Origin of the sequence: Streptomyces sp. NPDC005925, from assembly GCF_040638805.1 — a bacterium.
In the GTDB taxonomy this organism is placed as follows: Bacteria; Actinomycetota; Actinomycetes; order Streptomycetales; family Streptomycetaceae; genus Streptomyces.
Genome location: NZ_JBEXVL010000002.1, coordinates 169526 through 183607 on the forward strand (window position 1 = coordinate 169526; position 14082 = coordinate 183607).

Annotated in this window: 8 protein-coding genes and 1 pseudogene; 5 read left to right on the plus strand and 4 right to left on the minus strand. The window is 72.7% G+C overall.

Translation table 11 applies throughout. From position 1 onward, the window contains the following. Nucleotides 1-18: 18 nt before the first annotated feature. Nucleotides 19-2256, minus strand: coding sequence for a molybdopterin oxidoreductase family protein (locus ABZ354_RS03495; RefSeq protein WP_358652488.1), 2238 nt, complete (start codon nucleotides 2254-2256; stop codon nucleotides 19-21). 103 nt (nucleotides 2257-2359) lie between these two features. After that, the gene (locus tag ABZ354_RS03500; RefSeq protein WP_358652490.1) at nucleotides 2360-3046 is read right to left on the minus strand and encodes an ElyC/SanA/YdcF family protein; all 687 of its coding nucleotides are present in this window, start codon (nucleotides 3044-3046) and stop codon (nucleotides 2360-2362) included. A 254-nt stretch (nucleotides 3047-3300) separates the two neighbouring features. Between ABZ354_RS03500 and ABZ354_RS03505 the strand changes: the two genes are divergently transcribed. The 5 genes and pseudogenes from ABZ354_RS03505 (at nucleotide 3301) to ABZ354_RS03525 (ending at nucleotide 10260) form a co-directional block, all read left to right on the plus strand. Next, complete coding sequence (locus ABZ354_RS03505; RefSeq protein ID WP_358652492.1) at nucleotides 3301-4089, plus strand: sirohydrochlorin chelatase; 789 nt, start codon at nucleotides 3301-3303, stop codon at nucleotides 4087-4089. A gap of 102 nt (nucleotides 4090-4191) precedes the next feature. Further along, on the plus strand, nucleotides 4192-5526 hold the full coding sequence (locus ABZ354_RS03510) for a deoxyguanosinetriphosphate triphosphohydrolase (protein ID WP_358652494.1): 1335 nt from the start codon (nucleotides 4192-4194) through the stop codon (nucleotides 5524-5526). Nucleotides 5527-5619: 93 nt separating this feature from the next. After that, entirely contained in the window at nucleotides 5620-6885 is a 1266-nt protein-coding gene (locus tag ABZ354_RS03515; RefSeq protein WP_358652496.1) for an FAD-dependent oxidoreductase, read from the plus strand. A gap of 74 nt (nucleotides 6886-6959) precedes the next feature. Further along, nucleotides 6960-8885: a DNA primase gene (gene dnaG / locus ABZ354_RS03520; RefSeq protein ID WP_358652498.1), complete on the plus strand. Its 1926-nt coding sequence runs from the start codon at nucleotides 6960-6962 to the stop codon at nucleotides 8883-8885. Between the two features lie 125 nt (nucleotides 8886-9010). Next, nucleotides 9011-10260, plus strand: a pseudogene (locus tag ABZ354_RS03525) (RNA polymerase sigma factor). A gap of 122 nt (nucleotides 10261-10382) precedes the next feature. Here ABZ354_RS03525 and ABZ354_RS03530 read toward each other — a convergent pair. Further along, entirely contained in the window at nucleotides 10383-12311 is a 1929-nt protein-coding gene (locus ABZ354_RS03530) for an ABC transporter ATP-binding protein (protein ID WP_358652500.1), read from the minus strand. Next, nucleotides 12311-14044, minus strand: coding sequence for an ABC transporter ATP-binding protein (locus ABZ354_RS03535; RefSeq protein WP_358652502.1), 1734 nt, complete (start codon nucleotides 14042-14044; stop codon nucleotides 12311-12313). The genes ABZ354_RS03530 and ABZ354_RS03535 overlap by 1 nt, the downstream gene beginning before the upstream one ends. Between the last annotated feature and the right edge of the window lie 38 nt (nucleotides 14045-14082).

A 14082-nucleotide genomic window follows, 5' to 3' on the forward strand; every position in this document is an offset into this window, starting at 1 on the left:
GCCCTACGGCCCCACGCCCTACGGCCCGACGGTCTCGACCCGCACCGCGCACGCCTTGAACTCCGGCATGCCGGACGCCGGGTCGAGCGCGGGGTTGGTGAGGGTGTTGGCGCGGCCCTCACCCGGCCAGTGGAAGGGCATGAACACGGTGTCCGGGCGGATGCCGGTGGTGACGCGGGCCGGGGCGACCGCGCGCCCGCGCCGGGACACCACGGCCACCGGATCGCCCTGCGCCACCCCGAGTCGCGCCGCGAGCCGCGGGTGCAGCTCCACGAACGGGCCCGGCGCCGCGGCGTTGAGCTCGGCGACGCGGCGGGTCTGCGCGCCGGACTGGTACTGGGCGACGACCCGGCCGGTGGTCAGCAGCACCGGGTACTCGTCGTCGGGTTCCTCGGCGATCGCCCGGTGCGACACGGGTGCGAACCGGGCCCGGCCGTCCTCGGTGGCGAACCGGTCGAGGAACAGGCGGGGGGTGCCGGGATGCGCGCCGGGCAGGGAGCCCCCGTCCCGCCCCGCGCCGCCGTCGCCGTCCTTGCCGCCCTCGGCGCCACCTCTGTCCCTGCCCTCTGCGCCGTCCCCGCCCTCTTCGGCGCCGCCGCCGTCGCCGCCCCCCTCGGTGCCACGGCCACCTGTGCCGCCCGCCGGGCACGGCCAGAAGACGCCGTCCCCCTCGGCGAGCCTGCGGTACGTGATCCCGGAGTAGTCCGCGGGACCGCCCGCGCTCGCGCGGCGCAGTTCCTCGAAGACCTCCTCCGGGTCGGTCGGGAAGCCCTTCTCCACGCCCAGCCGGGCGGCGAGTCCGTGCAGCACCTCCAGGTCGCCGCGTACGCCCCCGGGCGGCGCGACCGCCTGTCGGCGCAGCAGCACTCTGCCTTCCAGGTTGGTCATGGTGCCGGTCTCCTCGGCCCACTGCGTCACCGGCAGGACGACGTCCGCGAGTGCCGCCGTCTCCGACAGGACCACGTCGCACACGGCGAGGAAGTCCAGCGACCGGACGCGGTCCTCCACGTGGGCCGCGCGCGGCGCCGACACCACCGGGTTGGACCCCATCAGCAGCAGCGCGCGGACGTCGCCGCCCAGCGCGTCGAGGAGTTCGTACGCGCTGCGCCCCGGGCCCGGCAGGGTGTCGGGGTCGACGCCCCACACCCCGGCGACGTGCCGCCGGGCCGCCGGGTCGGTCAGCCTGCGGTAGCCGGGAAGCTGGTCGGCCTTCTGGCCGTGCTCGCGCCCGCCCTGCCCGTTGCCCTGACCGGTCAGACAGCCGTACCCGGAGTAGGGCCGTCCGGCGCGGCCCGTGGCCAGGCACAGGTTGATCCACGCGCCGACCGTGTCCGTGCCCTTGGAGTGCTGCTCGGGCCCTCGGGCGGTGAGCACCATCGCGGTCTCCGGCTCGCAGAACAGCCGTACGGTCTCCCGCAGTTCGGGAACGGACACCCCGGTGATCCGCTCCACCAGCTCCGGCCAGTGCGCCATGGCCGCGGCGCGGGCGGCCTCCCAGCCGCTCGTACGGTCCTGGACGTACGCCTCGTCGGTGCGGCCCTCGGCGACCACCAGGTGGAGCAGTCCGAGCGCGAGCGCCAGGTCGGTGCCGGGCCGGGGCGCGAGGTGCAGGTCGGCCTGCTCGGCGGTCTTCGTGCGGCGCGGGTCGACGACGATCAGGGTGCCGCCGTTCGCCCTCAGCTCGGTCAGGTGGCGCAGCGCGGGCGGCATGGTCTCGGCGAGATTGGAACCGACGAGGATCACGCACCCGGCCCGCGTGATGTCCTCGAGAGGGAAGGGCAGCCCCCGGTCCAGGCCGAACGCCCTCGTGCCGGCCGCGGCGGCCGACGACATGCAGAACCGCCCGTTGTAGTCGATCTGCGAGGTGCCGAGCACCACCCGCGCGAACTTGCCCAGCGCGTACGCCTTCTCGTTGGTCAGGCCCCCGCCGCCGAACACACCGAGCGCGTCGGCGCCGTACGCCGAACGCACCGACGCCAGCCCGGCGGCGACCCGGTCCAGGGCTTCCGCCCAGGAGGCGGGCTCCAGCTCGCCTGCGGCCGAGCGCACCAGCGGCGACGTCAGCCGCACCCGCGGCGACAGCACCCCGGGCGCCGTCCGCCCCTTGCCGCACAGCGCCCCCCGGTTGACGGGGAAGTCCGGGCGTTCACTCACCTCGACGGTGCCGCCGGGCACGGGCGTCAGGTGCATCCCGCACTGCAGGGCGCAGTAGGGGCAGTGGGTGGGGGTGGGGGTGGGCGCGACGGTCTTCTGCATACGGCCCAGCCTGCTTCGCCCGTGTTACGCACCGGGACGAGAGCGTGTTACACGCCGGGGACGCCGGCCTCCCCGCCCCGGACCGGACGCCGTGAGGCGCGGGTCAACGGCTGCCGGCCAGTGCCCGACGCACGCCCGGCTCGCGCGGACCCAGGAAGTGCGGATCGGGCTCGACCACCACGTCCCAGACCGCCTTGCCCGCCGCGACGACCTCCCGGACACCCCCGTAGTACCAGGTGACGTCGCGCGGTTCGGCGACCCCGACGCCGTACGGCGTGACGCCCGCCGCACGGCACAGCGCCACCGCCCGCCGGACGTGGAAGTCCTGGCTGATCAGCACCGCCCGGTCCACCCCGAAGATCTTCTTCGCGCGCACGCACGAGTCCCACGTGTCGAAACCGGCGTAGTCGCTGACGATCCGCGCGTCCGGGACCCCGTGCCGGGTCAGGTACGCGCGCATCGCGTCCGGCTCGTCGTAGTCCTCCCGGCTGTTGTCACCGCTGACGAGCACCACCTCGATCCGGTCCGCCCGGTACAGCTCCGCCGCCGCGTCCAGCCGGTGCGCCAGGTACGGCGACGGCTCGCCGTCCCACAGCCCGGCCCCGAAGACGACCGCGACCTCCGTACGCGGCACGTCACCGCCGCCGGGCACCCGCCCGTCCGTACTCACCCGCAGCCACGTCGCCGGCAGCAGCCCCACCACACACCCGGCCACCACCCACCGCACCAGCCGCCGCCGCCCGCCCCGCGTGCGCGGCAGACGCGGACGACGCAACACCGGTCGACGCATGACGGCTCCTCTTCTCTGCGTCCCCTCGCAGCGGACCGCCGCGAAACCGCAGCCTCCGAAGTGCCTCCCCGCGAGGTCCTGAGGCCTTCGGAGTGAAGCTCCGCGAAGGCCGTCGACCTCCAGGGACGCCGGACGGCCCGCACCGGTTCACCCGAGTCGGCTCACACCATGGGGCCACCTCGCCGTGAACCCATGGAAAACACTCGTGACCCGTACGCAACGGGCAGGCAACGTCCCCCACCCACGATCGGTCCATGACGAACCACCCCGACGACACCCCCTACGGCCGGCCCGCCCTCGTGGCCGTCGCCCACGGCAGCCGCGACCCGCGCGCCCCGCACACGGTGCGCGGGCTCCTCGACCGCGTCCGTGCGCTGCGCCCGGGCCTGCCCGTGCACCTCGGCCACCTGGAGCTGAACGCCCCCCTGCTGCCCGACACGCTCGCCGGTCTCCACGCCCGCGGCATCCGCTCCGCCGTCCTCGTACCGCTGCTCCTCGGCCGCGGCCACCACGTCAAGCGGGACATTCCCGGCCTGGCCGCCACCGCCCGCCTCCCCACCCGCGTCGCCGCGCCGCTCGGCCCGCACCCGCTGCTGGTGGACACGTTGTACGACCGCCTGGTGGAGGCGGGCTGGCGTCCACCCACGACACCCTCCGGACGCCGCGAGTCGGCCGTGGTCCTCGCCGCCGCCGGCTCCCGCGACCCCGACTCCCGCCTCGACACGGGCCGTACGGCAGCCCTCCTCACGGCCCGCCTGGGCGTCCCGGTGCTGCCGGCCTACGCCTCGGCGGCCTCCCCCACGGTGGGGGAGGCCATCGCCGCCCTGAAAGCCCGGGGCCGCACGAAAGTGGCCCTGGCCTCCTATTTCACGGCCCCGGGCCGTTTCGCCACGGAGTGCGCGGCAGCGGCACCCTGGACGGCGGCGTCGGCGTCCCCGCTGGGCGCCCACGAGAAGCTGGCCCACCTCGTCCTCCACCGCTACGCCGAGGCGCTGCGGGCGACTCGGGCACCGGCCCCCCACCCCGCACCGGCGCCGGCATGAGGCGCGCGGGACAGGCGCGGGGACGGCGCGGCAGGCACCACACGCCGCGTCCGCGCTCACACACGTCACCCGTCGCACGGGTGGGCGCCGTACTGTCACCCCATGGGCCAAAACCTTCCCGCCTACGACCCTGCGTCAGCCGCCCGCTGGGCCCCGGAGCCCGACAAACGCCCCGGCCGCACCGCCTTCCAGCGCGACCGCGCCCGGGTCCTGCACTCCGCCGCCCTGCGCCGCCTCGCCGGCAAGACACAGGTCGTCACCCCCGGCACCATGGGCCCCGCCTGGGACGCCAGCCCCCGCACCAGGCTCACCCATTCGCTGGAGTGCGCCCAGGTCGGCCGTGAACTGGGCGCCGCACTCGGCTGCGACCCCGACCTGGTGGAGGCGGCCTGCCTCTCCCACGACCTCGGCCATCCGCCCTTCGGGCACAACGGCGAGCAGGCCCTGAACGAGTTCGCGGCGGACTGCGGCGGCTTCGAGGGCAACGCCCAGTCGCTGCGCCTGCTCACCCGCATCGAACCCAAACGGTTCGTCACCGACCCCGCTGCCGCCGGCGGCGAGAGCGTCAGCGTCGGTCTCAACCTGACGCGCGCCGCCCTGGACGCCGCCACCAAGTACCCGTGGCGGCGCGGCGCCCACCCCACCGACCCGGCGTCCCGGAAGTTCGGCGTCTACGAGGACGACCGGCCCGTCTTCGACTGGGTCCGCGAGGGCGCCCCCGGCACCCGTACCTGTTTCGAGGCGCAGGTCATGGACTGGTCGGACGACGTGGCGTACTCGGTGCACGATGTCGAGGACGGCCTGCACGCCGGTCACATCGACCCCGGCTGTCTGCGGGCCGAGCCCGAGCGGCAGGAGGTCTTCGCGGTCGCCGTCGGCCGCTACGTCCCGGCGGACACCGACCCGGAGGAACTCGCCGCCGCCCTCGACCGGCTTCAGGACCAGCCCTGGTGGCCGCACGGCTACGACGGCACCGCCGTGGCGCAGGCCCGTCTGAAGGACGCCACCAGCCAGCTCATCGGCCGGTTCTGCCTGGCAGCCGAGACCGCCACCCGCGCGGCGCACGGCAGCGGGCGGCTCACGCGGTACACGGCGGAACTCGTCGTGCCGCGCGAGATGCGCCTGGAGTGCGCCGTACTGAAGGCGGTCGCCGACCGGTACGTCATGCAGCGCGCCGAGCAGGAACGCCTGCGCGCCGACCAGCGGATCGTCGTCGCCGAACTGGCCGAGGCACTCACCGCCCGCGCGCCGGACGGCCTGGACCCGCAGTTCGGTGCCCTGTTCGACAGGGCGTCCGACGACCGGGCCCGCAAGCGGGTGATCGTCGATCACATCGCCTCTCTCACCGACGCCTCGGCCCGTTCACTGCATGCCCGCCTGACGGGCAGGTCCGGGCATGGATGGGGCGCAAGTGACCAGGATCGCGCCCGAATGTGACCCTGCGTGGCCTGATCGGGTCACTCCCTCTTCCCGCATCACGCTGCGTGCGGGACGCTCGCATGTGGCGGCACCATTACGAGGAGGCATCACGTGGTCGACGCGGATCAGACGTTCGTCATCGTCGGCGGAGGACTCGCCGGCGCCAAGGCGGCCGAAACGTTCCGGGCGGAGGGCTTCACCGGGCGGGTGATACTGATCTGCGACGAGCGCGACCACCCCTACGAGCGGCCCCCGCTGTCGAAGGGCTACCTGCTCGGCAAGGAGCAGCGCGACACGGTCTTCGTGCACGAGCCCGCCTGGTACGCGCGCCACGACATCGAACTGCACCTCGGCCAGACCGTCGACGCCGTCGACCGCGCCGCGAAGACGGTCCACCTCGGCGAGAGCGGCACGGTCGTCCACTACGACAAGCTGCTGCTGGCCACGGGCGCCGAACCCCGCCGCCTGGACATCCCCGGCACCGGACTGGCCGGCGTCCACCACCTGCGCCGCCTCTCCCACGCCGAGCGCCTCAAGGGCGTCCTGGCCGCGCTCGGCCGGGACAACGGGCACCTGGTGATCGCGGGCGCCGGCTGGATCGGCCTGGAGGTCGCCGCGGCGGCCCGGGAATACGGCGCCGAGGTCACCGTGGTCGAGGCGTCCGAGACGCCGCTGCACGGCGTGCTGGGGCCCGAGCTCGGCCAGGTCTTCGCCGACCTGCACGCCGAGCGCGGCGTCCGCTTCCACTTCGGGGCGCGGCTCACCGAGATCGTCGGCCAGGACGGCATGGTCCTCGCGGCCCGCACCGACGACGGCGAGGAGCACCCGGCGCACGACGTGCTCGCCGCGATCGGCGCCGCCCCCCGCACCGCGCTCGCGGAGACCGCGGGCCTGGACATCGCCGACCGGGCGCACGGCGGCGGCATCGTCGTCGACGAACGGCTGCGCACCTCCGACCCCGACATCCACGCCGCGGGCGACGTGGCGTCCTTCCCGCACGGCCTGTTCGGCAGCCGGCTGCGCGTGGAGCACTGGGCCAACGCCCTCCACGGCGGCCCGGCCGCGGCCCGCGCCATGCTCGGCCAGGAGGTCGTCCACGACCGGGTGCCCTACTTCTTCTCCGACCAGTACGACCTCGGCATGGAGTACTCGGGCTGGGCGCCGCCGGGCTCGTACGACGAGGTCGTGATCCGCGGGGACGCCGGCAAGCGGGAGTTCATCGCCTTCTGGCTGAGGGACGGCCGCGTGCTGGCCGGGATGAACGTGAATGTGTGGGACGTCACAGAGCACATCCAGCGGCTCGTCCGGAACACCGCCCGCGTCGACACCGAGGCGCTGGCCGCGCCGCACGTCCCCCTGGAGAGCCTGGCGGGGTAGCACGACCCCGAGCGGGCAGCAGCACCGGTCCCTCGTGTCCCGGGAGTGCCGGTGCGCCGCCGTAGACTCTCCGCGTGGCAGGACGGATCAACGACGAGGACGTGAAGGCGGTACGGGACGCGGTCCCGATCGACGCCGTCGTCTCCGAGTACCTCCAGCTGCGCAACGCGGGCGGAGGCAACCTCAAGGGCCTGTGCCCGTTCCACGACGAGAAGTCGCCGTCCTTCCAGGTCAGCCCGAGCAAGGGGTTCTTCCACTGCTTCGGCTGCCAGGAGGGCGGCGACACCATCACGTTCGTGATGAAGATCGACCACCTCACCTTCTCGGAGGCGGTCGAGCGCCTGGCCGGGCAGGCCGGCATCACCCTGCGCTACGAGGAGGGCGGGTACAACCCGACCCACCAGCGCGGCGAACGCATCCGCCTGGTCGAGGCGCACAAGATCGCCGCCGAGTGGTACGCGGAACAGCTCGCGACCGGCCCCGAGGCCGACACCGGCCGGATCTTCCTCGCCGAGCGCGGTTTCGACCAGGCCGCCGCCGTCCACTTCAGCGTCGGCTACAGCCCGCAGGGCTGGGACCACCTCACCCGCTACCTGCGCGGCAAGGGCTTCAGCGACAAGGAACTGATCCTCTCCGGCCTCGCCCAGGAGGGCCGCCGCGGCCCCATCGACCGCTTCCGCGGGCGCCTCATGTGGCCCATCCGCGACATCGGCGGGGACGTCGTCGGCTTCGGCGCCCGCAAGCTCTACGACGCGGACAACGGCCCGAAATACCTCAACACGCCCGACACCGCGATCTACAAGAAGTCCCAGGTGCTCTACGGCATCGACCTCGCGAAGAAGGACATCGCCAAGGCGTCCCGCGCGGTCGTCGTCGAGGGCTACACCGACGTCATGGCCTGCCACCTCGCCGGCGTCACCACCGCCATCGCGACCTGCGGCACCGCCTTCGGCGGCGACCACATCAAGATCCTCCGCCGCCTCCTCATGGACAACGGCAGCGCCCGCGTCATCTTCACCTTCGACGGCGACGCCGCGGGCCAGAAGGCCGCGCTGCGCGCCTTCGAGGACGACCAGAAGTTCGCCGCCGAGACGTACATCGCCATCGCCCCCGACGGCATGGACCCCTGCGAACTGCGCCTGGCCAAGGGCGACGACGCGGTCGCCGAGCTCGCCGAACCCCGCACGCCCCTCTTCGAGTTCGCGCTCCGCCAGATCGTGAGCCGCTACGACCTCGACACCCCGGGCGGCCGTGCCGCCGCCCTGGACGAGGCAGCGCCGGTCGTCGCCCGCATCAAGAACAGCGGCGCCCAGCACGAGGTCGCCGTGCAGCTCGCCGGCATGCTGGGCATCCTCGACACGCAGTTCGTCGTCAAGCGCGTGGCGCAACTCGCCCGCTGGGCTCGCGACCGAGGCGGCAAGGGCGGCCCGGCGGCCCCGGACCGCCGCCGCGGCCCCGCCCCGTCGTACGACACGGCCACCCGGCCCACCGCCCCCGGCCCCGCCCTCAACCTCCGCAACCCCGTCTACGCCACCGAGCGCGAACTGCTCAAACTCGCCCTTCAGCGCCCGGAGCTGGTCTCCCCGGCCTTCGACGCGTACGGCATGGACGAGTTCACCGCCCCGCCCTACGCCGCCGTCCGCCAGGCCATCATGGACGCGGGCGGCGCCGAACTCGGCGTGCCGGACCCGCAGGACTACCTGGTCCGGGTCCGCGAGGCCGCCCCCGACGACACCGTCCGCGCCATGGTGACCGAGCTCGCCGTCGAGGCGATCATGCTGCACCGGGGTGTGAAGGACGTCGACGAGGTGTACGCGGGCGCCCAGTTGGTCACCGTCCGCCGCCGCGCCGTCGAACGCCGCATCCGCGACATCACGGGCCGGCTCACCCGCCTCGGCAGCAGCGGCGACCCGGCCGCACTGGCCGCCGTGCAGAACGAACTGTGGGTCCTCCAGCAGTACGACCAGGCCCTGCGGGCCCACGGCGCCGCCGCCCTCTGACCCGTGCGCGGCCCACGGGCCCCCGAGCGGACCACACACGGGTGACCGCCCGGTCACGCACCGGGCTCAAAAAGTGCTCGCAAGCCCCTCGTGGCAGCTGTGTGCCGTACCCCACACTGGTTGCGGTGCCTGAGTCCTCGGAGCGCGGCCGGTCCGTTACCCACGGGCCGACATTCCCGCGATTCCGCTCATCGCGTACGGGACGGACAGCGGCGAGGCCGCCGGCTCCGCCCCGAAGTACCGCCGCCGGACCGCTGGCGGCGATCACCTGGAGGTCGCACCCGTGCAGACCCAGACCCAGAACCAGAACCACACCCTCACCCGGGCCGGCACCGGCGACGCCCTCGGCACGCCACAGCCCCGCCCGGAACCGGACGCCCTCGCCGCGGTGCCCCCGCAGAGCCACGCCGCACTCCACCCCGAGACCCCCGAACCGCCGCTGCCGCCCCGCCCCGAGACCGGCGCCCCCACCTCCGACCTGTTCCGCCAGTACCTCCGGGAGATCGGCCGCATCCCCCTGCTGACCGCCGTCGAGGAGGTCGACCTCGCCCGCCGGGTGGAAGCCGGCCTGTTCGCCGAGGAACGGCTGCGGCAGGCCGCCGACCTGGACAGCCGGCTCGCCGTCGACCTCGACAAGCTGGTCGTCATGGGCCGGATGGCCAAACGCCGCCTCATCGAGGCCAACCTCCGCCTCGTGGTCTCCGTCGCCAAACGTTACGTCGGCCGCGGCCTGACCATGCTCGACCTGGTCCAGGAGGGAAACCTGGGCCTGATCAGGGCCGTGGAGAAGTTCGACTACGCACGCGGCTACAAGTTCTCGACGTACGCGACCTGGTGGATCCGGCAGGCCATGTCCCGCGCCCTCGCCGACCAGGCCCGCACCATCCGCGTCCCCGTCCACGTCGTCGAACTGATCAACCGCGTCGCCCGCGTCCAGCGCCGCCTGCTCCAGGAACGCGGCCACGAACCCACCGCGGAAGAGGTGGCCGAGCACCTCGACCTGCCCCCGGAACGCGTCGGCGAGGTCCTCCGCCTCGCCCAGGAACCGGTGTCGCTGCACGCACCGGTGGGCGAGGAGGAGGACCTGGCGCTCGGCGACCTCATCGAGGACAGCGACGCCGCGAGCCCCGTCGAATCGGCCGCGTTCCTGCTGCTGCGTCAGCACCTGGACGCGGTGCTCTCCACCCTCACAGAGCGCGAACGCAAGGTCGTCCAGCTCCGCTACGGCCTGGCCGACGGCCGCCCCCGCACCCTGGAGGAGATAGGCCGCCTCTTCGGAGTCACCAGAGAACGCATCCGCCAGATCGAGTCCAAGACCCTGAACAAACTCCGGGACCACACCTACGCGGACCAGCTGAGGGGCTATCTGGACTAGAGCTGGCGTTGCCGCCCGCGGGCCGTTCGCCTGCGGGGCCAGCCGGCCGCGACCGCGGGCATACGTGCCGTGGGGGCGCCGTCCGTCCCAGAAGGCGGCGGCGCCCCCACGGCGGCGACTCCTCAGTCGACCTCGGCCACAGCCTCGGCGAACTGCGCGCGGTACAGCCGCGCATAGGCGCCACCCGCCGCCAGCAATTCCTCGTGCGCCCCCTGCTCGACGATCGCCCCGTTCTCCATCACGAGAATCGTGTCCGCGTCCCGGATCGTCGACAGCCGATGGGCGATCACGAACGACGTCCGGCCCAGAGCCAGCTTCGCCATCGCCTTCTGGATCAGCACCTCGGTCCGCGTGTCCACGGAACTCGTCGCCTCGTCCAGCACCAGGATCACCGGGTCGGACAGGAACGCCCGGGCGATCGTGATGAGCTGCTTCTCACCCGCGCTCACCCCCGCCCCCTCGTCGTCGATCACGGTGTCGTACCCGTCGGGCAGCGTCCGGACGAACCGGTCCGCGTGCGCGGCGCGCGCCGCCTCCTCGATCTCCCCGCGCGTGACCTCGCGCGCGGCCCCGTACGCGATGTTCTCCGCGATCGTGCCGCCGAACAGCCAGGTGTCCTGCAGGACCATGCCGATCGCGGCGCGCAGTTCGTCCCGGGACATCCGCGCGATGTCCACGCCGTCGAGCGTGATGCGCCCGCCGGACACCTCGTAGAACCGCATGAGGAGGTTGACCAGGGTGGTCTTGCCGGCGCCGGTCGGGCCGACGATGGCGACGGTCTGCCCCGGCTCCACGGTCAGCGTCAGATCCTCGATGAGCGGCTTGTCCGCCTCGTAGCGGAACGACACGTGGTCCATCGCCACCAGCCCGCGCAGCTCGTCCGGCTTCTCCACGGGCACCGGGTCGGCCGACTGCTCCTCGGCGTCGAGGAGTTCGAAGACGCGCTCGGCGGACGCGACACCGGACTGCACGAGGTTCGCCATCGACGCGACCTGCGTCAACGGCATCGAGAACTGCCGCGAGTACTGGATGAAGGCCTGCACGTCACCCAGGGACAGCGCACCGGAGGCGACCCGCAGACCGCCCACGACGGCGACGAGCACGTAGTTGATGTTCGACACGAACATCATCAGCGGATGCATGATGCCGCTGTTGAACTGCGCCCGGAACCCGGCCTCGTACAGCGCCTCGTTCTGCTCGGCGAACTGCCGCGCCGACTCGTCCTGCCGCCCGAACACCTTCACCAGCGTGTGCCCCGTGTACATCTCCTCGATGTGCGCGTTCAGCGTGCCGGTGGACCGCCACTGCTGCACGAAGTGCGGCTGCGACCGCTTGCCGACGCGGGTGGCGATGACGAACGACAGCGGCACGGTCACCAGCGCGACCAGCGCCAGGACCCACGAGACGTAGAACATCATGGCGAGGACGCCGATGATGGTCAGCACCGAGTTGATGAGCTGTCCCATCGACTGCTGGAGCGTCTGCCCGATGTTGTCGATGTCGTTGGTGGTGCGGCTGAGCACCTCACCGCGCTGCCGCTTGTCGAAGTACGACAGAGGCAGCCGCGACAGCTTCGTCTGCACGTCCTCGCGCAGCCGGAACATCGTGCGGTTCACGGTCCGGTTCACCAGCCGCGTCGCCAGCGCCAGCAGCAGACCGGCACCGAGGAACACCCCGAGTGCGAGCAGCAGGACGCCGCCGACCGCGTGGAAGTCGATGCCCTCGCCCGGTGTGAAGTCGGTGCCGCGGAGCATGTCGGCGACTTGGCCGTCGCCGCGCTCCCGCATGGTGTCGAGGACCTGCTCCTTGCTCGCCCCGGCCGGCAGCTCACGGCCGACGATCCCCGCGAACACCAGGTCGGTGGCCCGGCCGAGGATCTTCGGCCCGACCACGCTCAGCCCGACGCTGCCGACGACGCACACCAGCAGCAGCCAGATCGTCGGCCGCTCCGGCCGGAAGTGCCCGACGAGCCGTTTGCCGGACTCCTTGAAGTTCATCGAGTGCTGATCGGGACCACTCCCGGCCATCATCCGCGCCATGGGCCCGGCCATCAGGCAGCCTCCGCTTCCGTGAGCTGGGAGAGCACGATCTCCCGGTAGGTCTCGTTGCCCGCCATCAGTTCGTGGTGCCGGCCCGTGCCGACGACCCGGCCCTCGTCCAGGACGACGATCCGGTCGGCGTCCCGGATGGTCGCCACCCGCTGGGCGACGATGACCACGGTCGCCTCCGCGGTCTCCCGGGCGAGCGCGGCGCGCAGCGCGGCGTCGGTGGCGTAGTCGAGCGCGGAGAAGGAGTCGTCGAAGAGGTAGATCTCCGGGCGCTGCGTCAGCGTGCGGGCGATGGCGAGCCGCTGGCGCTGGCCGCCGGAGACGTTCGTGCCGCCCTGCGCGATCGGCGCGTTCAGCCCGCCCTCCAGTCGCTCCACGAAGTCCTTGGCCTGCGCCACCTCCAGCGCGTGCCACAGCTCCTCGTCGGTGGCGTCCGGATTGCCGTACCGCAGGTTGGTCGCGACCGTCCCCGCGAACAGGTACGGCTTCTGCGGCACGAGGCCCACCGTGCGCGCGAGCAGCCCGGGGTCGATGTCCGCCACGTCGACCCCGTCGACCAGCACCTGGCCGTCCGTCGCGTCGAACAGCCGGGGCACCAGGCCGAGCAGCGTCGACTTGCCGCTGCCGGTCGAGCCGATCACCGCGGTCGTCTCACCGGGCCGCGCCACCAGGCCGACGTTCCTCAGCACCGGCTCCTCGGCACCGGGGTAGCGGAAGCCCGCCCCGCGGACCTCCAGATGCCCGTGCAGGCGCAGCTCGGTCACCGGCGCCACCGGCGGCACCACGCTCGAGGAGGTGTCCAGCACCTGCTGCACGCGCTCGGCGCACACCTCCGCGCGCGGCACCATCATGAACATGAACGTGGCCATCATCACGGACATCACGATCTGCATCAGATAGGCGAGGAACGCGGTCAGGTCACCGATCTGCATCCCGCCGCTGTCGATGCGGTGCGCGCCGAACCAGACCACGGCGATCGACGACAGGTTCACCACCGTCACCACCATCGGGAACATCAGCGACAGGAGATTCCCGGTGCCCAGCGACATCTCGGTCAGCTCGGCGTTCGCCCGCCGGAACCGCTGCTCCTCGTAACCGTCCCGCACGAAGGCGCGGATCACGCGGTTGCCGGTGATCTGCTCGCGCAGCACCCGGTTCACGGTGTCCAGCCGCTTCTGCATGGCCCGGAACAGCGGACGCAGCCGCCGCACGATCAGTGTCACGCAGATCGCCAGCACGGGCACGACCGCCACCAGCACCCCGGACAGCGGCACGTCGAGACCGAGCGCCAGCACCACACCGCCGACGCACATGATGGGCGCCGACACCATCAGCGTGAACGTCATCAGCGCCAGCATCTGGATCTGCTGCACGTCGTTCGTCGTACGGGTGATCAGCGAGGGCGCGCCGAAGTGACCGACCTCCCGCGCGGAGAACGACTGGACGCGGTCGAAGACGGTGGCCCGCAGGTCCCGGCCGATCGCGGAGGCGGTGCGGGCGCCGTAGTACACGGCCCCGATGTTGCACAGCACCTGCGTCAGCGAGATGCCGATCATCAGGGCGCCGTGCCCGACGATGTAGCCGGTGTCGCCGTTCACCACACCGTTGTCGATGATGTCCGCGTTGAGCGTGGGCAGGTAGAGGGTGGCGCAGGTCTGCAGGAACTGCAGCACCACCAGGACGGCGATGTGTTGTCGGTAGGGCCGGAGACAGGCCCGCAGGAGTCTTATGAGCACGCGTACGTCTCTCGAGAGTCGGCGAGAAGGGGCGGGTC

Bases quoted from the DNA above. Each gene is read 5' to 3' on its own strand.
- ABZ354_RS03495 (WP_358652488.1), bottom strand. From the start codon at position 2,256: ATGCAGAAGACCGTCGCGCCCACCCCCACCCCCACCCACTGCCCCTAC.
- ABZ354_RS03500 (WP_358652490.1), bottom strand. From the start codon at position 3,046: ATGCGTCGACCGGTGTTGCGTCGTCCGCGTCTGCCGCGCACGCGGGGC.
- ABZ354_RS03505 (WP_358652492.1), top strand. From the start codon at position 3,301: ATGACGAACCACCCCGACGACACCCCCTACGGCCGGCCCGCCCTCGTG.
- ABZ354_RS03510 (WP_358652494.1), top strand. From the start codon at position 4,192: ATGGGCCAAAACCTTCCCGCCTACGACCCTGCGTCAGCCGCCCGCTGG.
- ABZ354_RS03530 (WP_358652500.1), bottom strand. From the start codon at position 12,311: ATGGCCGGGCCCATGGCGCGGATGATGGCCGGGAGTGGTCCCGATCAG.